18 protein-coding genes and 2 pseudogenes are annotated in these 22029 nt (G+C 64.4%); 11 read left to right on the top strand and 9 right to left on the bottom strand.

Annotated elements, in window-relative coordinates; translation table 11 throughout:
* Positions 1-217: 217 nt before the first annotated feature.
* Complete coding sequence (locus HWY30_RS05145; RefSeq protein WP_090802620.1) at positions 218-403, bottom strand: hypothetical protein; 186 nt, start codon at positions 401-403, stop codon at positions 218-220.
* 386 nt (positions 404-789) lie between these two features.
* On the opposite strand from HWY30_RS05145, the gene HWY30_RS05140 reads away from it, so the two are divergent.
* Complete coding sequence (locus HWY30_RS05140) at positions 790-4386, top strand: indolepyruvate ferredoxin oxidoreductase family protein (protein WP_090802618.1); 3597 nt, start codon at positions 790-792, stop codon at positions 4384-4386.
* A 71-nt stretch (positions 4387-4457) separates the two neighbouring features.
* Here HWY30_RS05140 and HWY30_RS05135 read toward each other — a convergent pair whose 3' ends face one another.
* From HWY30_RS05135 to HWY30_RS05125, 3 genes are all read right to left on the bottom strand, one after another.
* The gene (locus HWY30_RS05135) at positions 4458-6740 is read right to left on the bottom strand and encodes an NADP-dependent malic enzyme (RefSeq protein ID WP_090802617.1); all 2283 of its coding nucleotides are present in this window, start codon (positions 6738-6740) and stop codon (positions 4458-4460) included.
* Positions 6741-6883: 143 nt separating this feature from the next.
* Positions 6884-8016, bottom strand: a protein-coding gene (locus HWY30_RS05130) for an IS3 family transposase (protein ID WP_090802001.1) whose coding sequence is annotated in 2 segments (ribosomal slippage) — positions 6884-7755 and positions 7755-8016 — 1134 coding nt in all. Because the reading frame shifts where the segments join, the coding sequence is not laid out codon by codon here.
* Between the two features lie 370 nt (positions 8017-8386).
* Positions 8387-9631, bottom strand: coding sequence for an MFS transporter (locus HWY30_RS05125; RefSeq protein WP_090802615.1), 1245 nt, complete (start codon positions 9629-9631; stop codon positions 8387-8389).
* A 312-nt stretch (positions 9632-9943) separates the two neighbouring features.
* Here HWY30_RS05125 and HWY30_RS05120 point away from each other — a divergent pair, with 312 nt between their 5' ends.
* Positions 9944-10630, top strand: coding sequence for an orotate phosphoribosyltransferase (locus HWY30_RS05120; protein WP_018418686.1), 687 nt, complete (start codon positions 9944-9946; stop codon positions 10628-10630).
* A gap of 141 nt (positions 10631-10771) precedes the next feature.
* Here the strand turns inward: HWY30_RS05120 and HWY30_RS05115 are convergent, their stop codons facing one another.
* On the bottom strand, positions 10772-11461 hold the full coding sequence (locus HWY30_RS05115; RefSeq protein ID WP_090802612.1) for a response regulator: 690 nt from the start codon (positions 11459-11461) through the stop codon (positions 10772-10774).
* Between the two features lie 269 nt (positions 11462-11730).
* Between HWY30_RS05115 and HWY30_RS05110 the strand changes: the two genes are divergently transcribed.
* The 6 genes and pseudogenes from HWY30_RS05110 to HWY30_RS05085 form a co-directional block, all read left to right on the top strand.
* Positions 11731-12327: a YbhB/YbcL family Raf kinase inhibitor-like protein gene (locus HWY30_RS05110; protein ID WP_090802611.1), complete on the top strand. Its 597-nt coding sequence runs from the start codon at positions 11731-11733 to the stop codon at positions 12325-12327.
* Positions 12328-12418: 91 nt separating this feature from the next.
* Positions 12419-12991, top strand: a complete 573-nt coding sequence (locus tag HWY30_RS05105) for a flavodoxin family protein (protein ID WP_026225500.1) — start codon at positions 12419-12421, stop codon at positions 12989-12991.
* 221 nt (positions 12992-13212) lie between these two features.
* Positions 13213-14160 carry an N-acetyl-gamma-glutamyl-phosphate reductase gene (gene argC / locus HWY30_RS05100; RefSeq protein WP_090802609.1) on the top strand — a complete coding sequence of 316 codons (948 nt, stop codon included), beginning with the start codon at positions 13213-13215 and terminating at the stop codon, positions 14158-14160.
* Positions 14161-14273: 113 nt separating this feature from the next.
* Positions 14274-15617 carry a DUF2957 domain-containing protein gene (locus tag HWY30_RS05095; RefSeq protein ID WP_090805539.1) on the top strand — a complete coding sequence of 448 codons (1344 nt, stop codon included), beginning with the start codon at positions 14274-14276 and terminating at the stop codon, positions 15615-15617.
* Positions 15618-15678: 61 nt separating this feature from the next.
* Positions 15679-16089: pseudogene (locus HWY30_RS05090) on the top strand (DUF2957 domain-containing protein); the annotation flags it as partial.
* Positions 16022-16237 (top strand): annotated as a pseudogene (locus HWY30_RS05085) (OmpW family outer membrane protein); the annotation flags it as partial. The pseudogenes HWY30_RS05090 and HWY30_RS05085, both read left to right, overlap by 68 nt.
* 377 nt (positions 16238-16614) lie before the next feature.
* Here HWY30_RS05085 and HWY30_RS05080 read toward each other — a convergent pair.
* Positions 16615-17484, bottom strand: a complete 870-nt coding sequence (locus tag HWY30_RS05080; RefSeq protein WP_090802608.1) for an NAD(P)-dependent oxidoreductase — start codon at positions 17482-17484, stop codon at positions 16615-16617.
* A 93-nt stretch (positions 17485-17577) separates the two neighbouring features.
* Here HWY30_RS05080 and HWY30_RS05075 point away from each other — a divergent pair, with 93 nt between their 5' ends.
* Both HWY30_RS05075 and HWY30_RS05070 read left to right on the top strand, forming a co-directional pair.
* Positions 17578-18336: a Mut7-C RNAse domain-containing protein gene (locus HWY30_RS05075; protein ID WP_090805537.1), complete on the top strand. Its 759-nt coding sequence runs from the start codon at positions 17578-17580 to the stop codon at positions 18334-18336.
* A 53-nt stretch (positions 18337-18389) separates the two neighbouring features.
* Positions 18390-18665, top strand: a complete 276-nt coding sequence (locus HWY30_RS05070) for a hypothetical protein (protein WP_018418694.1) — start codon at positions 18390-18392, stop codon at positions 18663-18665.
* A gap of 151 nt (positions 18666-18816) precedes the next feature.
* Here the strand turns inward: HWY30_RS05070 and HWY30_RS05065 are convergent, their stop codons facing one another.
* Together HWY30_RS05065 and HWY30_RS05060 are read right to left on the bottom strand one after the other, a co-directional pair.
* On the bottom strand, positions 18817-19026 hold the full coding sequence (locus HWY30_RS05065; protein ID WP_090802606.1) for a hypothetical protein: 210 nt from the start codon (positions 19024-19026) through the stop codon (positions 18817-18819).
* Positions 19027-19291: 265 nt separating this feature from the next.
* Complete coding sequence (locus HWY30_RS05060) at positions 19292-20044, bottom strand: IclR family transcriptional regulator domain-containing protein (protein ID WP_090802604.1); 753 nt, start codon at positions 20042-20044, stop codon at positions 19292-19294.
* Between the two features lie 236 nt (positions 20045-20280).
* On the opposite strand from HWY30_RS05060, the gene HWY30_RS05055 reads away from it, so the two are divergent.
* Positions 20281-21210, top strand: a complete 930-nt coding sequence (locus tag HWY30_RS05055; RefSeq protein WP_090802603.1) for a DMT family transporter — start codon at positions 20281-20283, stop codon at positions 21208-21210.
* Positions 21211-21289: 79 nt separating this feature from the next.
* On the opposite strand, the gene HWY30_RS05050 is transcribed toward HWY30_RS05055, so the two are convergent.
* Entirely contained in the window at positions 21290-21541 is a 252-nt protein-coding gene (locus HWY30_RS05050) for a hypothetical protein (RefSeq protein ID WP_090802601.1), read from the bottom strand.
* Positions 21542-22029: the final 488 nt, after the last annotated feature.

Genomic DNA, 22029 nt, shown 5'->3' with positions numbered 1-22029 from the left:
CTTCCCCTTGCCGGGTGTGCAGAGGACTTTCACCCCCAAGTCATCCGGCTCGCCACCACAGCGGGTCGGACAGCGCCAGTCACGGCGCTACGCGCCATGCCTGGCGCACCAAGAAAAAAGGGCGAGGATCGCAGGATCCTCGCCCTTTTACGTTGCAACGCCGCCGCTCTCTTCGGAACGGCGGCCGGTCGTCATTAGACGCGCGCGATGCGGTGCGTCATGAATTCTGCCTGTACCGATCGCTGCCGATCGCACCGTCGACCCGCGCCGGCGCCACCTGCGCCGTGCGAATGATCGCGTTCGACAGTGCCCCCGTGCTGCCCGGATTCGAGCGCACCGGCGCGCTCATCGCGAAGAAAGCGGCGGAAACCATCAGGAAGGTCTGGATGTTTCTTGTGTTCATGCGTACTCCTTTTCTAACTGCCCTGCTGTCCAGAAGCTGCACAGAATGCGCGGCGTTCGGCATCGCTCGCAGGTCGGGGTTAGACAGTCGTTTTCACTGCGGTTCCGCAAATTTGTAGGTTTTACAGCTTGTTACACGCGCAGGCGCAATACAACTCCATTCCGGCGGAAATCCGCGACAACTGCTGACAACACGTCGGCAACTTGTCGCGAAACCGGCCGAAATCAGACCGTGCGCGGGCGATTTTTGATCCGCTGCGGCGGGTTTCCACCAGTGCTACCATCGCTTAAAACCCGTCAATATGACGACCCCGGCCCCAGCATTCACGAGATGCCGGGGCCAGAAAAGTTTTGGTGATCCCAAGCTGAAGTGGAGGAGTACACATAATGAATGCCCCGCTAGACGCAGGTCAGCGAGCCTCGCTCGAAGCCGCGTTGTCTTCCGTCACGCTCGACGACAAATACACCCTCGATCGCGGCCGCGCGTACATGAGCGGCATCCAGGCGCTGGTGCGTCTGCCGATGCTGCAGCAGGAACGCGACCGCGCCGCCGGCCTCAACACGGCCGGCTTCATCTCCGGCTACCGCGGATCGCCGCTCGGCGGGCTCGACCAGTCGCTGTGGAAAGCGAAAAAGCATCTGGCCGCGCATCAGGTGGTGTTCCAGCCCGGCGTCAACGAAGACCTCGCGGCCACCGCCGTGTGGGGTTCGCAGCAGGTCAATCTGTACCCGAGCGCCAAATACGACGGCGTGTTTTCGATGTGGTACGGCAAGGGCCCCGGCGTCGACCGGTCCGGTGACGTCTTCAAGCACGGCAACTCGGCCGGCTCGTCGCGGCACGGCGGCGTTCTCGTGCTCGCCGGCGACGATCACGCCGCCAAATCCTCGACACTCGCGCATCAGTCCGAACACATCTTCAAGGCATGCGGGCTTCCGGTGCTGTTTCCGTCGAACGTGCAGGAATATCTGGACTTCGGCCTGCACGGCTGGGCGATGAGCCGCTACTCGGGCCTCTGGGTCGCGATGAAGTGCGTGACCGACGTGGTCGAATCGTCCGCATCGGTCGATATCGATCCGCACCGCACCAACATCATCCTGCCGGAAGACTTCGTGATGCCCGACGGTGGGCTGAACATCCGCTGGCCCGATCCGCCGCTCGTGCAGGAAGCGCGTCTGCTCGACTACAAGTGGTACGCGGGCCTCGCCTACGTGCGAGCGAACAAACTCGACCGCGTCGAAATCGATTCGCCGCATGCGCGCTTCGGCATCATGACCGGCGGCAAAGCTTATCGCGACGTGCGCCAGGCGCTGACCGACCTCGGTCTCGACGACGAAACCTGCTCGCGCATCGGCATCCGGCTGTACAAGGTCGGCTGCGTGTGGCCGCTCGAAGCGCAAGGTGCGCAGGCCTTCGCCCGCGGTCTCGACGAAATTCTGGTGGTCGAGGAAAAGCGCCAGATCCTCGAATACGCGATCAAGGAAGAGCTGTACAACTGGCCCGACGCGCAGCGCCCGCGCGTATTCGGCAAGTTCGACGAGAAGGACGGCGCGGGCGGCGAATGGTCGGTGCCGATGGGCAACTGGCTGCTGCCGGCGCACTACGAGCTGTCGCCCGCGATCATCGCGAAGGCGATCGCCACGCGGCTCGACAAGTTCGATCTGCCGTCGGATGTGCGCGCCCGCATCGCCGCGCGCATCGCGGTGATCGAGGCGAAGGAAAAGGCGCTCGCGCGGCCGCGCGTCGAAGTCGAGCGCAAGCCGTGGTTCTGCTCGGGCTGCCCGCACAACACGTCGACCAACGTGCCGGAAGGCTCGCGCGCGATGGCCGGCATCGGCTGTCATTACATGACGGTCTGGATGGATCGCAGCACCAGCACGTTCAGCCAGATGGGCGGCGAAGGTGTCGCGTGGATCGGCCAGGCGCCGTTCACGAACGACAAGCACGTGTTCGCCAATCTCGGCGACGGCACCTACTTCCACTCGGGGCTGCTCGCGATTCGCGCGGCGATCGCGTCGAAGGCGAACATCACCTACAAGCTGCTGTACAACGACGCGGTCGCGATGACGGGCGGCCAGCCGGTCGACGGCGTGCTGAGCGTGCCGCAGATCACGCATCAGCTCGCCGCCGAAGGCGCGGCGAAGATCGTCATCGTCACCGATGAGCCGGAGAAGTACGCGGCAAACGTCGGCCTCGCGCCCGGCGTCGACATTCACCACCGCGACCAGCTCGACGACGTGCAGCGTCAGCTACGCGAGGTTCCGGGCACCACGATCCTGATCTACGACCAGACCTGCGCGACCGAAAAGCGCCGTCGCAGGAAACGCGGCGCGTATCCCGATCCGGCACGACGCGTCGTGATCAACGAAGCGGTGTGCGAAGGCTGCGGCGACTGCTCGGTGAAGTCGAACTGCCTGTCGGTCGAACCGCTCGACACTGAGTACGGCACGAAGCGCCAGATCAACCAGTCGACCTGCAACAAGGACTTCTCGTGCGTGAACGGCTTCTGCCCGAGCTTCGTCTCCGTTGAAGGCGGCCAGTTGCGCAAGCCGAAGGCGGCGTCGGGCGCCGGCGCCGAAATGCCGCCGGTGCCGGATCCCGAGTTGCCGTCCATCGACCGTCCGTACGGCGTTCTGGTGACGGGCGTCGGCGGCACGGGCGTCGTCACGATCGGCGCGCTGCTCGGCATGGCCGCGCATCTCGAGAACAAGGGCGTCACGGTGCTTGACGTCACCGGCCTCGCGCAGAAAGGCGGCGCCGTGATGAGCCACGTGCAGATCGCGAAGCAGCCCGCCGACATCCACGCGACCCGCATCGCAATGGGCGAAGCGAGCCTCGTGATCGGCTGCGACGCGATCGTCACCGCCAGCGACGAATGCGTGTCGCGGATGCACGCGGATCGCACGCGCGTCGTGCTGAACAGCGCGCACACGCCGACGGCCGAGCTGATCAAGAACCCGAACTGGCGCTTCCCCGGCAGCAGCACCGAAGCCGACGTGCGCGCCGCGGCCGGCGATGACAACGTCTCGACCGTCGACGCGAATCACTTCGCCGTCGCGCTGCTCGGCGACGCGATCTACACGAACCCGTTCGTGCTCGGCTATGCGTGGCAGCGCGGCTGGGTGCCGCTCACGCACGAGTCGCTGATTCGCGCGATCGAGCTGAACAACGTGCAGGTGGACAAGAACCGCGCGGCGTTCGAATGGGGCCGGCGTGCCGCGCACGATCTGGCTGCGGTACGCAAGCTCGCGCAAACGCAGGGACGCGGCGATCCGGCCGACAGCGCGGGCGGCAAGATCATCGCGCTGCATACGCCGAAGGCGCTCGACACGCTGATCGAGAAGCGCGCCGACTATCTGACCGCCTGGCAGAACCGTGCGTACGCGGAGCGCTATCGCGCGCTGGTGTCGCAGGTGCGAGCCGCGGAAGAAGCGCTCGATTCCGCCGACGGCCAAATGCCGCTGACCGAGGCGGTCGCGAAGAACCTGCACAAGCTGATGGCGTACAAGGACGAATACGAAGTCGCGCGTCTGTACAGCGACCCGGCGTTCATCGAAAAACTGAACGCGACGTTCGAAGGCGACTGGAAGCTGCACCTGCATCTCGCGCCGCCGACGCTATCGAAGAAGGACGCGCACGGCCATCTGGTTAAGAAGAAGTACGGCCCGTGGATGTTCCGCGCGATGCACGTGCTCGCGAAGCTCAAGTTCCTGCGCGGCACCGCGTTCGACGTGTTCGGCAACACCGGGGAGCGTCGCACCGAGCGCGCGCTGATCGGCGAATACGAGGCATTGGTGCGTGAGCTGATCGGCGGGCTGACTTCTCAGAAACGCGAGCTCGCGGTCGAGCTCGCGAATCTGCCCGACGGCATCCGCGGCTATGGGCACGTGAAGGAAAACAACCTGAAAGGCGTGCGCATCAAGTGGAACGAGCTGCTCGCGCGTTGGCGTTCGCCGGATGCGGGCAAGACGCAGCACGCGGCTTGATCGACTCTCCCAACTGAACCGAAAAGCGGCGGTCTGCACGGACCGCCGCTTTTTTTCAGGCGTGATGCACGTTACTTCGCGTTCACCGACTTGCGCGCGTTCGCCGAAGCGACCGCCGTCATGTTGATGATACGGCGCACGGTCGCGGCCGGCGTCAGGATATGCACCGGCTTTTCCGCACCCAGCAGGAACGGCCCGACCGTCACGCCCTCGCCGCCCACGACCTTCAGCAGGTTGTACGCGATGTTCGCCGCTTCGACGTTCGGCATGATCAGCAGATTCGCTTCGCCGGCGAGCGTCGTGCCCGGGAACGCGGCCTTGCGGACCGTCTCCGACAGCGCCGCGTCGCCGTGCATTTCACCGTCGATTTCGAGCGACGGCGCGCGTTGCGTGATCAGCTTGCGCGCCGCGGCCATGCGCTGCGACGACGACGACGGCGCGCTGCCGAAGTTCGAGTTCGACAGCAGCGCGACCTTCGGCGTGATGCCGAACTTCTCGATTTCGCGCGTGGCGAGCATCGTCATGTCGGCAAGCTGCTCGGCGGTCGGCACTTCGTTGACGTACGTGTCGCAGATGAACATGTTGCGGCCCGGCAGCATCAGCAGATTCATCGCGGCGAAGTTCTCGACGTCGTCGGCCTTGCCGAGCACCTGCTCGATGAAGTTCAGATGCATGTGGAACTGGCCGATCATGCCGCAGATCATGCCGTCCGCTTCGCCAAGGCGCACGAGGATCGCGCCGATCAGCGTGTTGAACTTGCGCATCGCGGCCTTCGCGACGTCCGGCGTCACGCCTTCGCGCGCGCCGAGTTCGTGATACGCCTGCCAGCACTTGTGATAGCGCGGATCGTCTTCCGGATCGACGATCTCGACGTCTTCGCCGCACTTGAGCTTCGAGCCCATCTTCTTCAGACGCATCTCGATCACCGACGGACGGCCGACCAGGATCGGCTTGGCGATCTTTTCGAGCAGCACGAACTGCGCGGCGCGCAGCACGCGCTCGTCTTCGCCTTCCGCGAACACGATGCGCGCCGGTGCCGACTTCGCCGCCGCGAACACCGGCCGCATCACCATGCCCGAGCGATAGACGGTCGCGCCGAGCTGTTCGCGGTACGCATCCATGTCCTGGATCGGGCGCGTCGCGACGCCCGAATCCATTGCGGCCTGCGCGACGGCCGGCGCGATCTTGATGATCAGGCGCGGATCGAACGGCTTCGGAATCAGGTATTCGGGACCGAATTCGAGCGAGTGGCCTTCGTAGGCCTTCGCGACTTCATCGCCCTGGTCGGTTTCCTCGGCCAGTTCGGCAATCGCGCGCACGCACGCGAGCTTCATTTCTTCGGTGATCGTCGTCGCGCCGACGTCGAGCGCGCCGCGGAAGATGAACGGGAAACACAGCACGTTGTTGACCTGGTTCGGATAGTCCGACCGGCCGGTCGCGATGATGCAGTCCGGGCGCACCTTGCGCGCTTCTTCCGGACGGATTTCCGGCTCGGGGTTCGCGAGCGCGAGAATCAGCGGCTGCGAGCCCATTTCGGCGACCATCTCCGGCTTTAGCACGCCGGCGCTCGAGCAGCCGAGGAACACGTCCGCGCCGCGGATTGCATCGGCGAGCGAGCGCGCTTCGGTGTGCGCCGAATAGCGCTCCTTCGACGGATCGAGGTTGCCGCGCCCTTCGTAGATCACGCCCTTCGAGTCGGCGACGAGAATGTTCTGCTTCGACAGACCGAGATTGACGAGCAGATCCAGACACGCAATGGCCGCCGCGCCCGCGCCCGAACAGACCAGCTTCACTTCGTCGAGCCTCTTGCCGACCACCTTGAGACCGTTCAGGATCGCCGCCGACGCGATGATCGCGGTGCCGTGCTGATCGTCGTGGAAGACCGGAATCTTCATACGTTCGCGCAGCTTCTTCTCGATGTAGAAGCACTCGGGCGCCTTGATGTCCTCGAGGTTGATGCCGCCTAGCGTGGGCTCGAGCATCGCGATCGCCTCGACGAGCTTGTCCGGATCGGATTCGCTCAGCTCGATGTCGAACACGTCGATGTCCGCGAACTTCTTGAACAGACACCCCTTGCCTTCCATCACCGGCTTCGCGGCAAGCGGGCCGATGTTGCCGAGGCCGAGCACCGCGGTGCCGTTCGTGATCACGCCGACGAGGTTGCCGCGCGACGTGTACTTCTGCGCGTCGAGCGGTTCCTCGTGAATTGCCATACAGGCTGCCGCCACACCCGGCGAATACGCGAGCGACAAATCCAGCTGGTTCGACAGCGCCTTGGTAGGCGTCACCGAAATCTTGCCAGGTTTCGGATTCTGGTGATATGCGAGAGCGCTTTGCTTGAGTTGTTCGTCCATTTCTAGGCCTGCGAGACGTAAGTGATTGGGCCCGGCGACACACATCGTTGCAGCGCTTTCATCTGTCGGACCGATAGCCGACAGAAGTGGCGCCGTTGGTTCGGACAGTCAGATCGAATTTATAAGTGGAAGAGCCGGGGTCATCAAGCTGCCGATTTGATCGCTGGCAGCGTCGCGAAGTATGCCTCATCCGGCGTCTGATCGGACAGACTTGAATGGGGCCGTTTCTGGTTATAAAGGTTCAGGTAATCGCCGATGGAGCGGCGTGCATGGCTGACTGATTCATAGGCTTTCAGATACACCTCTTCATATTTCACGCTGCGCCACACGCGTTCGACGAATACGTTGTCGCGCCAGGCGCCTTTGCCATCCATGGACAGGCGGATGTCCCTGCCGAGCACGGCGTCGGTGAACGCTGTCGCGGTGAACTGGCTGCCCTGGTCGGTGTTGACGATTTCAGGTTGCCCGTATTTCGCAAACGCTTCTTCCAACGCCTCGACAGCGTGCATCGCTTCCATCGTAATCGCCACGCGGTGGGCCAGTACCTTTCGGCTGGCCCAGTCCACCACGGCGGTCAGATATACGAAGCCGCGCGCCATCGGGATATAGCTCGTATCCAGTGCCCAGACCTGGTTTGCCCGATTGATCGTCATGCCCCGCAACAGATAAGGCCAGATCTTGTGCTTCGCATGACGGCGGCTCGTGTTCGGCTTGCAGTACAGCGCCTCAATGCCCATGCGCTTCATCAGAGTGCCGACGTGTTTGCGCCCGACCCTGATAGCTTCACGTTTGAGCAGGCGAACCAACATTCGTGCACCAGCAAACGGGAACTCCAGATGCAATTCATCGAGCCGCCGCATCAGCTTCTGATCGGCCTCGCTGACCGGGTGCGGTTGGTAGTAGGCGCTTGAACGGGCAATGCCCACCAGCCGCACCTGCCGGCTCACCGGCAATGCGTGCTCGCGATCAATCATCGCTTTACGCTCAGCAATCCCGCCTTGCCGAGCGCGCTTTCCAAAAAATCGTTCTCCAGAGTCAATTGCCCGATCTTCGCGTGCAACACCTTCACATCGACCGGGGGCTCGGCCGATGTCTGGCCCGTCTCGAATACTTCGGCAACACGCTCTTGCAGTTGCTTCTTCCAGTCCGTGATCTGGTTCGGATGCACATCAAACTGCTGGGCCAGTTCGGCCAGCGTCTTGTCGCCCTTGAGCGCCGCGAGTGCCACCTTTGCCTTGAACGCCGGTGAGTGTGTCCGTCGGTTGCGTTTCGTCATCTTCTGGTTCCTTGTTGCCGGCCATTATGACCGACTCACGTCCCAGCTTTTCCACTTACCGACCTGTCCGAATTCTCGGCGCCACTTCTGACCGAGGCGGTTTTCGCACGCGCCCGGTCAGGCGCGACGTCTTACCTCGACGAACACGGGACGATGTGGAGTGCTTCGCGGGTCGATTAGTGTACACCCCGGACGTGTCGATGCACTGCGTGGTTAACAGGACTCGCCATTAGCGAAACAGGCGCTCAGGACGCTGCGTCGCCACGACCCGGCCGTGCTTTTCCGCCACGCGGCGGGGCGCCATGCGGGCCGCATGGTCCACGCATTCGCAGTATTCGAAGCGATTGAAGGACGCGCTTCGTCGACGCGGTCAGTCGAGTTCGGCGCCGCGTCGCTCAGGAATCAGAAACAGGGTCGCGAGGATGTCCAGCAGGTAAATCGACGCCAGTAGCGCGAGCGCCGCGCCGAACGAGTAGCGCGCCGCCAGCGCGCCCACGACGACCGGCCCAAAGCCGCCCACCGCGCGACCCGCGTTGAACAGCACGTTTTGCGCGGTGGCGCGCGCATCGGTTGGATAGAGCTCCGAAATCAGCGCGCCGTAGCCGCCAATCATGCCGTTGACGAACACTCCCATCGCCGCGCCGCCGACCAGCAACGCCATCGGCGTCGTCAGTTGCGCATAGACGAACACCATGACGACGGCGCCCGCCTGGTAGAACAGGAACGTCGGCTTGCGGCCGAAGCGGTCGGCGGCGATGCCGAATAGCCAGATGCCGGCCGCCATGCCGAGAATCGTCGCGGCGGTCCACAGCCCCGATTTGGTCAGCGAGTAGCCGAAGGTCTTCGACAGATAGCTAGGTAGCCAGAGCATCAGCCCGTAATAGCCGAAGTTCTGCACCGAGCACAGGATCGTGACGCCGAGGCTCGCGCGCGTCGTGCGTCCATCGACGAACAGCAGTTTCAGCGGCAACTTGCGCATGCCGCGCGCGACGCGTTGGTCGAAAAGCGCCGGCTCCTCGACGCGGCGCCGCACGAAGAACGACCCGACCGCCGGCAGCAGCCCGAGCGCGAACATGCCGCGCCAGCCGATCACCGGCAGCAGCAGCGGCGTCAGCAACGCGGCCGCCAGCACGCCAAGCTGCCAGCCGAGCCCGACATACGACGACACCCGCGCCCGCTGCGACGCCGGCCACGCTTCGGCGACCAGCGTCATACCGATGCCGAATTCGCCGCCCAGCCCGATCCCGGCGACGGTCCGATAGATCAGCAGGTCCGTGTAGCCTTGCGCGAGCGCGCACAGGCCGGTGAACACCGCGAAGATCAGGATCGTCCACGTCAGGATGCGCACGCGGCCGAAATAATCGCTGAGCACGCCGAAGAGCACGCCGCCCGCCACCGCACCGATGAGCGTCCACGTGACCAGCGCACCGGCCTGCGAGGAACTCAGATGCAGGTCGGCGGCGATCACCGGCAGCATGAAGCCGAGAATCAGCAGATCGAAGCCGTCCATCGCATAGCCCAGCACCGACGCAAGCAGCGCGCGGCCCGCATAGCCCGGTTGGACGGCGGAGCGGGTTTCGGTGGTGGAGGCGGAGGCGGGTGGAGCGGCGTTCATTGAAAGCATTCCGTAGGTCTGAAGGCGGCTGCGTGGGAAGCGTCCCGGGAAAGTCGCGTGAGTGTAAAGGCGGCCTCACCCGGTCACAAGACGATGCGCGCGCCAAAGCGCCCGCCGGCTGCGCCGCCGCGCACGACGGCCTCCTCGGTGCGACCCATTTCAGGTAAAATAGCGGCCCACGCGCGCAGCAAAAGCCGGTCTGTGCTCTTCCCCCGGCCGCGTATCCCGCCCAGCATGGCGCGGCATACCCCGCTTGCTGCGCCACCGGGCCCAGCGCCCGCTTCTCCCCCGCTCACTCCGAAGGATCCGCCCATGACAGGCTTCGATCGCCAGACGATCTCCGACACCACCGCCAAAATGCTGCTCGAAGTGCAAGCAGTGCATTTCAACGCGGAGAAACCGTATATTTTCACGTCCGGCTGGGCGAGCCCGGTGTATATCGACTGCCGCAAGCTGATCTCGTATCCGCGTGTGCGCCGCGGCCTGATGGAAATGGCCGAAGCGACGATCCTGCGCGACGTCGGCTATGAGCAGATCGACGCGGTCGCCGGCGGCGAAACCGCGGGCATCCCGTTCGCGGCATGGCTATCCGACCGCCTGATGGTGCCGATGCAGTACGTGCGCAAGAAGCCGAAGGGTTTCGGCCGCAACGCGCAGATCGAAGGTCTGCTGACCGAAGGCCAGCGCGTGTTGCTCGTCGAAGACCTGACGACCGACAGCCGCAGCAAGATCAACTTCATCAACGCGCTGCGCACCGCCGGCGCGACGGTGAACCACTGCTTCGTGCTGTTCCACTACAACATCTTCAAGGAAAGCGTGTCGGTGCTGAAAGACATCGACGTCGATCTGCACGCGCTCGCCACGTGGTGGGACGTGCTGCGCGTCGCGAAGCAGAACAACTACTTCGACACGAAGACGATCGACGAAGTGGAAAAATTCCTGCACGCGCCGGCCGAGTGGTCCGCTGCACATGGCGGTGCGACGTCTACGCCGCAATAAAGCCATCGCGGTAAGGCTGTGACAATAAAACCTAGCCGCTTTATGCTGATTGAATGAAAAAGCCGCCTGTTTCGCAACAGGCGGCTTTTTTTATCGCGATTGTTTATCGCCGATTACCCGGCGGACGAAACGAGGCCGATATCAGGACTGGTTCGCGATGTTCTTACTCGAGTTCGACGAAAGATTCAGCAAACCATTGCTCTGCGCATACTGGAATAGTTGGGAGTCGCGATCGATTCCGAGCTTGCGCATGGCCGCGTTTTTTTGTGTGCTGATCGTCTTGATGCTGCGATTCAAACGCTCCGATATTTCCTTGATCGTCATACCCGATACGAACAGGCGCACGACTTCGAGTTCGCGCCGCGACAGCTTCGAGTCGTCGCGCTTGCCGGCTGAATTGACCCGCAACCCATCGAGCACAGCCTTCACCGACGGACTCATATAGGCCATGCGACGGCCCACGTGTTGTACCGCAAGCGCAATATGGCTGAGATCGTCCGATTTGTTCACGACCGACGTCACGCCAAGTTCCTTGAGCCGTTTGAGCAATGCGGCGTTCTCGAGCATGGTGAGCACGACGATCGGCAGATCCGGGAAATTGCGGCGCAAATAGTCGATGAGTTGCAAGCCGTCGCCGTACTGACCGCCCGGCATGGCCAGGTCGGTGACGAGCACGTCGCATTCGGTGGATTGCAACATTTTGATAAGTTCAGTCGACTGCCTTGCGCGCCCAACGACTTGCATACCGGGAAATTTGAGCAGCGCATTTTCAGCGCCAAACAGAATAACCGGATGATCGTCTGCCACCACGACCCTGAGTGAAACTTGCATCGTCCTCCTCTGGACGGATAAACCGGTCTCCACAACTTCTAACACTGCTTTTGACGCTCGCTATTTAAACGAGTCAAATGCAGTAAGGGTCGCGCGACAACCCCCTTACTATAGCTGATTTCCTGTCTGCGAATTCCGCGGCACGCGAACATATTGCGTCGCAGAGCTAATCAGCGCTGATGTTAGACTTGATTCGACCTTGGGGCACAATTCAGGACAACGACAGTCGCGAGGACCCGCGCCTCGCGCCCTTACAGGAGAACCGGCATATGCGCATGCGTTGCCTGGTTGTTTCGCTGGCTTCATCTTGGCGGCATCGATCGCTCGCCGTCGGCGCGATGCTTGCGCTATTCGCAGCGCATAGTGCCGGTGCGCGGGCCGACGAGCCGTTCACGCTGACGAGCGCGAGCGTGCGCGCGGGCGGCACCGTGCAGAATGCGCAGGTGTTCGACCGGAACGACTGCAAGGGCGGCAACCGTTCACCGCAGCTCTCATGGCGCGACGCGCCGGCCGGTACGCGCGGCTTCGCGATCACGATGTTCGACGAGGACGCGCCGGGGCGCGGCTGGTGGCACTGGGCGGTCGCGGGCATCCCCGCCACGGTCGACAGCCTGCCCGAGAACGCGAGCTCGTCCGGTTTCCTGCGCAAGCTCGGCGCGGTCGAAGCGCGCAACGACTTCGATACCGACGGCTATGGCGGTCCGTGCCCGCCGCCCGGCAAACCGCATCGCTATATCATCACCGTGTACGCGCTGAACTCGGCCGATCTGCGTCTCGCGCAAGGACGTCCCGCGTTGATGTTCGATCACGAGATCGGCACGGCCGCGATCGGCAGTGCGCGGCTCGAGGTCAATTACGGGCGCTAGTGGCGGCCGTCGCGGTCGTGATGGGGCGCCGCCGCGCCGCATCGCCTGGCTTGCGCCGTTCGCCTTCCCGATCGCTTTGCTGGAGCACTTCATGTCGAAGATCGTCATCGTTTATCACAGTGGCTACGGCCACACGAAGAAGGTCGCCGAAGCCGTGCTCGCCGGCGCGCTGGAAGCCGGTGCGCAGGCGAAGATGATGCCGGTCGGCGACCTCGACGACGCCTCGTGGGACGAACTCGCCGCCGCCGACGCGCTGATCTTCGGCGCGCCGACCTACATGGGCGGCCCGTCGGCCGACTTCAAGAAGTTCGCCGACGCCAGTTCGAAACCGTGGTTCGCGCAGGCGTGGAAAGACAAGATCGCAGCCGGCTTCACGAACTCGGCGACGATGAACGGCGACAAGTTCTCGACCATTCAGTACTTCGTCACGCTGGCGATGCAGCACAGCATGATCTGGGCCGGCACCGGCATGATGCCGTCGAACACGAAGGCCGCGACGCGCAACGATCTGAACTTCGTCGGCGGCTTTACCGGTCTGCTTACGCAATCGGCGGCCGATGCGTCGCCCGACGAAGCGCCGCCGCCGGGCGATCTCGAAACCGCGCGCCTGTTCGGCGCGCGCATTGCGGGCGTCACCGCGCGCTGGATCGCGCCGCGCGGGTAGCGGCGCGCGGCTAATGGCTGAACGGCGCCGAAACGACGTCGCGGCTCATCTGCGGTTCATCTTCGGTCATCAGCCCCATTCGCCGCGCAACGGGTCACGCCGACGTCACGTTGTGCGCGCATCGTCGTTTTTTCGCGCTGCACCGCACGGTCGCGGCGATGACGTCTTAAAATAACGTTCCGGCGCGGCGTCGCGCCCCGTTTCCAGCGAGTGAGATCGAGATGAGCACGAAAGTTTTTGTCGACGGACAGGAAGGCACGACCGGCCTGAAAATTTTTGAATACCTGTCGCAGCGCGCCGACGTCGAAATCCTGCGTATCGAAGAAGCGAAGCGCAAGGACCTGGACGAGCGCCGTCGTCTCATCAACGCGTCGGACGTCACGTTCCTGTGTCTGCCCGATGTCGCCTCGCGCGAGTCGGCCTCGCTCGTCGAGAACGACCGCACGGTGCTGATCGACGCGAGCACCGCGTTCCGCACCTCGCCCGACTGGGCCTACGGCCTGCCCGAGCTGGCTCGCTCGCAGCGCGAACGCCTGCGCACCGCCAAACGCATCGCCGTGCCGGGCTGCCACGCCTCGGCGTTCGTGCTTGCGATGCGCCCGCTCGTTGAAGGCGGCGTCGTCGCGCCCGAGTTCGCCGCGCACGCCTATTCGATCACTGGCTACAGCGGCGGCGGCAAGAAGATGATTGCCGACTACGAAGCCGGCGGCAACGACAGACTCAAAAGCCCGCGCCCGTACGCGCTCGGCCTCACGCACAAGCACCTGCCGGAAATGGCCGCGCATACGGGCCTGAAGTCGGCGCCGATCTTCACGCCGATCGTCGGCGACTTCTACAAGGGCCTCGCGGTCACCACGTACTTCTCGCCGGGCCAGCTCGCGAAGAAGACGACGCCGCAGGACGTGCAGGCTCAGTTCGCCGAATACTACGCGGGCGAAGCGTTCGTGCACGTCGCGCCGTTCAACGCCGACGCGAGTCTCGACAACGGCTTCTTCGACGTGCAGGCGAACAACGACACCAACCGCGTCGACCTGTTCGTGTTCGGCAACGAAGAGCGCTTCGTCACCGTCGCGCGGCTGGACAATCTCGGTAAGGGCGCGTCGGGTGCGGCGATCCAGTGCATGAATCTCGCGATCGGCGCGGCCGAAGACACCGGTTTGAAACGCTAGGCGGGGTCGACCCGCATCCGCGGTGCCACGAAAAAAGCCGGTCTTTGCAGACCGGCTTTTTTCGTTTTAAAGCCCGCTCATTGCATTGCACTGCATTGTTTTCCGCCAGCAGCATGTCGCACGGCATAGCTCGCGGCCTGGCCATGGCTATTGCCACAGCACCTTTTCTTATCGCTTGCGGCGGCGGCAAAGCCGACAATCCGGGCCCCGTCACACCGGCGCAATGCGCGGGCGCGAGTTGCGGTACGCAAGGCGCGCCGACGCCCAGCGCTAGCACCGCGACGCTGTGCCCCGGCAGCGGCGAAATCGTTCAGTTGAATATCGACGCGACCGCGATGACCTACACGCTGAAGTGGCTCGAGTCGCCGATTCCGCTCACCAGCGCGAGCGTCGCCGTCACACGCAGGGGCACGCAGATCACGGGCGCGGTGATTCACCCGCCCACCGGCATGCTGCCGACCGCCGAGCAGACGCGCTGCGCGTTCATCCTCGGCGCGGGCACCGGCACCGCGTCGGACGGCACGACCTACACGACGCCCGACTTCGTCGACAACCCCAACCCGCCGATGATCCTGATCGGCAAGTGCGTCGCGGGCGGCGGGATTCCGGGCGCGACGATCCAGTATGCAGGCATCACGCTGCTGCCCGGCGTTCCCGCCATCGGCGCGGTCAACAAGCGGCACTTCGACTTCTATCCGTTCCTCGGCTTCGCGAGCACGACGACCGACATCACGAAGCTTGCCGGCACCTACAACGCGCTGCTGTACCACCTGTCGCCGACCGCGAACTACGAAACCGTCGCCACGAATGCCGTCGAAACCTTCGACGCGAGCGGCAACTGCACGTCATCGAGCGTGGCCGGGTGTCTGAGCACCGGCAACCCGTTGACGCTGAACAGCAACGGCTATTTCGACAGCGCCAACCCGCCGCAGATCGTGCCGGGCACCGGCGCCACCAGCAATCCGCTGCGCACCGGCAAGTACGGCACCGCGCACATGATCCTCGGCCAGCTCAACGGCGCGACGGTCCCGCTCGTGGTCCGCACCGGCCTCGTCGACACGAGCAACCTGATCTCCCCGCAGGTCGACGACGAATCCGGCATCGCAATGCTCGCCGCGGCGACGCCGCTCGCCTCGGGCGGCTTCGACGGCGGTTACGTCGGCGCGGATTCGAACTTCAAGTACACGGCGACGCTGGTCCAGGGCGCGGCCGCGACATTCATCAATCCGTCGACGTCGGCCGCGGAAAGCTCGCTCGGTCTGAGCTATGGCGCGTCGAGCCCCGGTCTCGTCAACGTTCAGGACGGCACCGGCAATACCGGTCTCGCGATCGCGTCGGGCGGACTGTACGCGACCGTGATTCAGGGTGAAGAAAACGGCGGGATCACGTCGACGTCGGCGAATGCGGATACGCCGAGCGCGCCGTACTTCGGCATCGGCGCGCAGATCAGCAAATAAAAGCAACAGGCACCCGCTGCGCGCAACGCGCAGTCGACCCGCGCGGCTCAGTGCAGGACACATGAAGCAGACGGTGGCCGGAATGGGAGCCGGCGACGGACCGATGACCGAAACGCGGCTGTGCCCTGCGTCGCTCGACTACGGCACGGTCTTCACCGGTGGCGGCGGAGACGGTGAACTCGTCAAACTGCAGGTCGATACGACGAAGATGACGTGGCAGATCTGCTACATCCAGTCGCCGATTCCCGCCACCACCGGCACCGTCGCCCCGACGCGCGCGGGCCAGGTCGCGAGCGGCTCCCTGACCCAAGAAACGCTGCTACCGACCAACAAACTGAACCAGTGCGCGTTCCGTCTGAACGGCGCGAGCCTCGATGCGAGCCGGCCGGCGCGGATTTTCGTGGGCGAAGGCGTCGTCGTGGGCGCCGGTGTTCAACGCGGGCCTTGCGTACAACATCACCGAGCACTGGGGGCTCGTTGCGTCGGTCACGTATATCCCGCTGAAGAGGACGTCGTCGGTCATCATCAAGGCGGCCGATGGGACGGAGCTTGGCGTGTCGAAGGCGGATCTGCGCGCAAACCCGATCATTTCCTTCCTGGCCGTGTCGTATAAGTTCTGAATTTGATTTTCCGCGGTCGCGGCGCCGCTTTGGGCGCGCGGCGAATTCCGGGCAAAAAAAAGCCCACCTAGGTTGGCGGGCTGAATCCATATCAGAGGAGACATGGAGGAGACAAGACGAACTATAGCAGACCGCTTGGTGCGTTGCAACATGCAAATTAGGGTTGACCCTCAATGTTGCAGACATACAACGGTCACATGGGTACGGCTCAGTTTTCCCTTGTCTGCCGACACGCGCGGTGCTTAGTGCCTCACCAGCGCCATCATCGCGCCGAAACCGACGAACACAGGATCGGGCGGCTATTATGCCTTGCCGCCCAGCGCGACTCATGCGGCCACGCTGCGTCGATCGCTCGCGTCCGGGGATCGACAGCGCCGTCAGCGGCCGGCCCGACGCGCCGCGACCTGACCCAGCACCGCGAAATCCTTCTCGCCGTCGCCGTGCGCGATCGCCTCGATCAGGCTGTCGCGAACCACGCTCGCGACCGGCATCGGCGTTGTCACCGCATCGGCGGCGGCGAGCGCGAGGCGCACGTCCTTCAGTCCCAGACGCGCCTTGAACAGCGCCGGCTCGAAGCGCTGCTCGGCGATCAGCTTGCCGTAGCCCGAGTACACCGGTCCCGGAAACAGGCCGCTCGTGATCACGTCGAGAAAGTCCTGCATCGCGAGGCCGTGGCCCGTCACGAGCGCGGCCGCTTCGCCGAGCGTCTCGATCGCCGCGCCGAGCATGAAGTTCGCGGCCAGCTTCATCACGTTCGCCTGCTGCGGCAGCGAGCCGATGCGCCAGGTCTTCTGGCCGAGTGCGTCGAAAATCGGCTGGATCCGGTCGATCGATTCGGCCGGGCCGCCGGCGACGATCGTCAGCTTGCCCGCGGCCGCGACGTCGGGCCGCCCGAGCACCGGTGCGGCGACGTAATGCACGCCGCGCGACGCGTGCGCGGTCGCCAGTTCCTCGGCGAGCGCCACGGAAATCGTCGCCATATTCGCGTGGATCAGCCCGCGCGGCGCATGTTCGAGCAACGACGCGGTGATGACTTCGCGCAGCGCGGCATCGTCGGCGAGCATCGAGAACACGGCGTCGCCCGCAAACGCTTCAGCCGGCGTCGCGACGACTTGCGCGCCCAGCCCGGCCAGCGGCTGGGCCTTTTCCGGTGAGCGGTTCCACACGCGCACCTGGTGCCCGGCTTTCAGAATGTTTGCAACCATCGCGGCGCCCATCTCGCCGAGACCGATAAAACCGATGTCCATCTATCGCTCCGTCTTCTAAAGAACCCGAAGTAGAGCACACTCATGCGACAAGCGCAGGACAACGCGCAACCCGAGCGGTGCGATACTGCAGGCATGGTCACCGCGACATTCCGCTTCTACGAGGAGCTGAACGACTTCATCGCCCGGCCGCTGCGCCGGCGCGCGTTCACCTGCGTCTGCGCGCGCGGCGCAACGACCAAGCACATGATCGAAGTGCTCGGTGTGCCGCATACCGAGGTCGAGCTGATACTGGTGAACGGCGACTCGGTCGGTTTTGATCATCCGCTCGCCGACGGCGACCGCGTCGCGGTCTATCCGAAATTCGAGGCGCTCGACATCCAGCCGCTGCTGCGCGTGCGCGAGCGTCCGTTGCGCGTGATGCGCTTCATCGCCGATGCGCATCTCGGCGGCCTCGCGCCGCTTCTGCGGCTTGCGGGCTTCGATACGCTGTACGACAACCACTTTCCCGACGCCGATATCGAGGCGCTTGCCGCCGCGCAGCAGCGCATCGTGCTGACGCGCGACCGCGAGCTGCTCAAACGCCGCAACATCACGCATGGCTGCTACGTGCGCGCGCTGCGGCCGCGCGAGCAGTTGCGCGAATTGTTCGAGCGGCTCGACCTCGCGCGCAGCGCGCAACCGTTTCGGCTATGCCTCGTATGCAACGCGCCGCTGCGACGCATCGCACGCGAGGAAGCCGGCCCGCGCGTGCCGCGCGGCGTGCTGCAGCGGCACAGCCGCTTCGTGACCTGCGATGTATGCGGACGCGTGTTCTGGGAAGGTACGCATTGGCAGAGGATGCGCGCGTTGATGGACAGCGTCTCCGCCGGCGCACCGGACCGTGTCGGCTGACGCCCCGCGCTTGCGTACAATGCGGGTTGATCTATTTGGCAGAGGCCTTTCCGATGATGAAAAAAACCGACCTTGAAAAGAACAAGGCGCTGAAACTGGGCAACGCGATGAAACAGGCGACCGCGAACCGCGGTGGCAAGAACGCGGCGACCGAGCCGAAGATCGACCGGCGCGAGCAGCGCAAGCTCGATCAGGCGCAAGGCCTCGTCCCGTTTGCGTGCAAGCTCAACGGCGAGCTGGTGGAGGAGCTGAAAACGCGCGCTGCCAGTCATCCGGACGGCCTGAACGGGCTGCTGGATGAAGTGATCCGGCGCGGGCTCGCGGGCTGATCTTCCCGCGCGCAAAATGCGCCGCAAAAGCAAAAAGGCCAGAGCGCGAGCTCTGGCCTTTTTGCTGGCAACGCATCTGCCGCCACCGGCTGCACCGACCGGCAACCGGTGCGGCGCAGCGCTATGTCGCGCCCAACGAGCGCGCGTTGGCTTAGTTCTGCACGCCCTTGTCGTTCGTGCCTGCTGCCGAAGCTGCGGCGGAAACGTGTGCCTTCTTGCCGTGGGTCTTCAACTGCTTGACGTGGTGCTTCTTCGGTGCGCTTGCTGCTTCCATAGCAGCGGCCTCCGATGCCTGCGCGAAAGCCTGAACGGAAACGAGTGCGATCGAAGCGGCTGCGAGCGAGACGATAACTTTTTTCATGTGTTGATCCCCAAACCAGACGACTGAGTCAATGTGAATGAATACAGCTGCACGGTAGAGCGGCTGGACTTCGAGGTGCCTTGTGCTCCCCGCGGGAGAGTATTACCCAGGCGTAGGCGGTTTGTCATGCGCAAAACTCGATATGTATTTTCCGGGAGACAGCCTGCTTTCAGTCTGCTTTCATCTACCTGCAAGGCGCACCAAGGACCCTATCAGGTCCCCGTGAAGCCGCCGCCCGCGCGCCTCGCCGACCGCTTCGCGGCGCTCAAACCAGGTTCCGCAGCAGGCTCGCGGTCTCCTGCAGCGCCGGCAAAACGCGGTGCAGCGCGGCGTTCGCCGACTCCTCGCCGATCGGCATGCTGACGCTGATCGCCGCGACCACCGTACCGTGCCGGTCGCGCAGCGGGACCGCGACGCCGCGCACACCGATCTCGAGCTGCTGGTCGGTGACCACGTAGCCGTTGCGGCGGATTTCGCCAAGCACTTCTCTGAGCCGTTCGACGGTCGAATAGGTGTACGGCGTGAAAACCTTGATCGGATACGACGCGAGCCACGGGTCGATGCTGTCGGGCGGCTGGAACGCGAGCAGCACGAGCCCCGCCGACGACAACGGCGCCGGCGCGCGCGAGCCGGTCACGAAGCCGACCGCCATCGCCCGATTCACGCCGTTGCGCGCGACGTAGACGACGTCGTGTTCGTCGAGGATCGCGACCAGCGCGGTTTCCTGCACGGTCGCGGTGATCCGTTGCAGGAACGGCTGCACCGTGCGCGGCAGCCGCGCCGAATCGAGGTAAGACTGGCCGAGCCGCAGCACGCGCGGCGCGAGCCAGAACAGCTTGCCGTCTGTGTCGACGTAGCCGAGCTCGCGCAGCGTCAGCAAATAGCGGCGCGCAGCCGTGCGCGACAGGCGGGCGCGCGCGGCGACCATCGTTGGCGTCATGCGCGCGTGCTCTTCGTCGAATGCTTCGATGATCGCGAGCGCCTTCGCGGCGCCCGCGATCCAGTCCTTGTCGTCCATGTCGTTTGCTCGTGGAAGGAGCGGGGGATCGCGGTCCGGTCCGCAAGTCGCTTGATCACCGCGATCCGCAGGCCGGCGACCGCACGGCCGTTGCGCGATTATCGCGCGACTCGCGGGCTTTGCCTGCCCGGCGCGCGACGCCCGCGTATCATGTGAGCGATTCCTTACCGGCTGAGCACCGCGTGGCGCGCCTGCGCGGCTTCCCAGCGCGATCCCAAGACAAACCATAAGAAATCTTGCATCCCGATACCCGCCAACACCTGCGCGCGAACGTGCTGATGCTGATCGCCGCGATGATCTGGGGCTCCGCGTTCGTCGCACAGCGACTGAGCCTCGATACGATCGGCCCGTTCCTGTTTACCGGCTTGCGCTTTCTGCTCGGCGCGCTCGTCGTGCTGACGATGATCGTCTGCGTGCGCCGCGCGGCGCTCGCCGAGCTGACGAAGCGCGCGCCCGGCGGAGCCCGCGAACTGCTTGGCGCGGGCGGGCTGCTCGGCGTCGTGCTGGCCGTGTCGATCTCGCTGCAGCAGATCGGCCTGCAGTACACGAAGATCGCGAACGCGGGCTTCATCAGTTCGCTGTATGTGGTGATCGTGCCGCTGCTCGGCGTGCTGTTTCGCCACCGGACTGGCCTCCGTACGTGGCTTGGCGCGCTACTGGCGGCCGCGGGCATGTACTTCCTGAGCGTCGACGAGCACTTTTCGATGCTGTACGGCGACTGGTATCAGCTCGCCGGGGCGCTGGTGATTTCCGCGCAGATGATGCTGGTCGGCCGCTTCGCGGCGCGCCACGACACGCTGATGCTCGCACTCGCGCAGTTCGTGACCTGCGGGCTCGTGTGCCTGTCGATCGGCCTTGCCATTGAACCCGTTAGCGCCGCGGTAATTGCGCGGGCCGCGCCGACGATCGCGTACGGCGGTGCGTTATCGGTGGGCGTCGCGTATACGATCCAGGTGGTCGCGCAGCGCTACGCGGCGCCCTCGCATGCGGCGGTGATTTTCAGCATGGAAGGCGTGTTCGCGGCGTTTGCGGGCTGGCTCGTCCTCGGCGAAACGCTGACGACTCGTGCGTTGTTCGGCTGCGCGCTGATGCTCGCGGGATTGATCGTGTGTCAGATACTGCCGGGCTGGAAACGCGCCCGGCAGCGTGCGCCGCAGGTGATGTGATTTACAGCGTTTTAAAACGATTCGACGCCAACGCTCGGTGCGCGATGCGCGCCGACAGGCGTCTTGCCCCTTCGCCCAACTATGCCGCGCGCGGATGAGCGAATAGGCTAGGCGTATCGGCGGTTGGCGGAAACACGCACCAGCAGCCGTCGTCGTGGCGAAAGAAGAACAGACCCCGCCCGCCCTGTTCCGGCGACGTCTCCACCCGCACATAGCGCCGCCCGCCCGCGCGTGTGCGGCTGAACTCCGTCACGCGAACCGGCTCGGCCGGCGATGGCGAAAGCCACTTCTCGACCAGAAACCGCAACGACTGTTCGCTCGCGGCTCTCATGATCTGCTCCGGAACAGCTTGTCGCGCTGCGCATCGCGCGTGGACTCGGGACTGTCGTCGTCGCGAGCGGCGTCGCCGTTCTCGGCGGCCTCGGCGGCTGCCAGCGCCATCATCCGACTCGTCGCGACCGCACGCAACGAGCTGCAATGGGCCGCATGTCGAAGGTCCGACAGAAGACGGACTAGCTGTCGTGCTGATCTGCGTCTCATACATCCCCCGCACTGCACCAGAAACCTCACAAAGCACTTTAACTCTATGCCGGATTGTTCGTTGGGCAAATGATTTTGACTAAATAGCAACAGTCGCGCTTGCAATAAGAAGGCGCGCAATCTTCGTGCCGCGTTATCAATGTGCGCGTTCGGTGGGCGGAAATCTGTGCGTTGGCGAGCGCTTCGCGTCGCGCGAAGCGTCGATGCGGGAGCAACGGGAAGTGTCGGTCGGAGACTTGTTATCCACAGCGACCTCTGAATAACTTCGGGATAGCGCGA

Source organism: Paraburkholderia tuberum STM678 (assembly GCF_902833905.1).
GTDB classification, from domain to species: domain Bacteria; phylum Pseudomonadota; class Gammaproteobacteria; order Burkholderiales; family Burkholderiaceae; genus Paraburkholderia; species Paraburkholderia tuberum.
This window is presented reverse-complemented; position numbering and strand designations above follow the sequence as displayed.

Bases quoted from the DNA above. Each gene is read 5' to 3' on its own strand.
- HWY30_RS05145 (WP_090802620.1), bottom strand. From the start codon at position 403: ATGAACACAAGAAACATCCAGACCTTCCTGATGGTTTCCGCCGCTTTC.
- HWY30_RS05140 (WP_090802618.1), top strand. From the start codon at position 790: ATGAATGCCCCGCTAGACGCAGGTCAGCGAGCCTCGCTCGAAGCCGCG.
- HWY30_RS05135 (WP_090802617.1), bottom strand. From the start codon at position 6,740: ATGGACGAACAACTCAAGCAAAGCGCTCTCGCATATCACCAGAATCCG.
- HWY30_RS05125 (WP_090802615.1), bottom strand. From the start codon at position 9,631: ATGAACGCCGCTCCACCCGCCTCCGCCTCCACCACCGAAACCCGCTCC.
- HWY30_RS05120 (WP_018418686.1), top strand. From the start codon at position 9,944: ATGACAGGCTTCGATCGCCAGACGATCTCCGACACCACCGCCAAAATG.
- HWY30_RS05115 (WP_090802612.1), bottom strand. From the start codon at position 11,461: ATGCAAGTTTCACTCAGGGTCGTGGTGGCAGACGATCATCCGGTTATT.
- HWY30_RS05110 (WP_090802611.1), top strand. From the start codon at position 11,731: ATGCGCATGCGTTGCCTGGTTGTTTCGCTGGCTTCATCTTGGCGGCAT.
- HWY30_RS05105 (WP_026225500.1), top strand. From the start codon at position 12,419: ATGTCGAAGATCGTCATCGTTTATCACAGTGGCTACGGCCACACGAAG.
- argC (WP_090802609.1), top strand. From the start codon at position 13,213: ATGAGCACGAAAGTTTTTGTCGACGGACAGGAAGGCACGACCGGCCTG.
- HWY30_RS05095 (WP_090805539.1), top strand. From the start codon at position 14,274: ATGTCGCACGGCATAGCTCGCGGCCTGGCCATGGCTATTGCCACAGCA.
- HWY30_RS05080 (WP_090802608.1), bottom strand. From the start codon at position 17,484: ATGGACATCGGTTTTATCGGTCTCGGCGAGATGGGCGCCGCGATGGTT.
- HWY30_RS05075 (WP_090805537.1), top strand. From the start codon at position 17,578: ATGGTCACCGCGACATTCCGCTTCTACGAGGAGCTGAACGACTTCATC.
- HWY30_RS05070 (WP_018418694.1), top strand. From the start codon at position 18,390: ATGATGAAAAAAACCGACCTTGAAAAGAACAAGGCGCTGAAACTGGGC.
- HWY30_RS05065 (WP_090802606.1), bottom strand. From the start codon at position 19,026: ATGAAAAAAGTTATCGTCTCGCTCGCAGCCGCTTCGATCGCACTCGTT.
- HWY30_RS05060 (WP_090802604.1), bottom strand. From the start codon at position 20,044: ATGGACGACAAGGACTGGATCGCGGGCGCCGCGAAGGCGCTCGCGATC.
- HWY30_RS05050 (WP_090802601.1), bottom strand. From the start codon at position 21,541: ATGAGAGCCGCGAGCGAACAGTCGTTGCGGTTTCTGGTCGAGAAGTGG.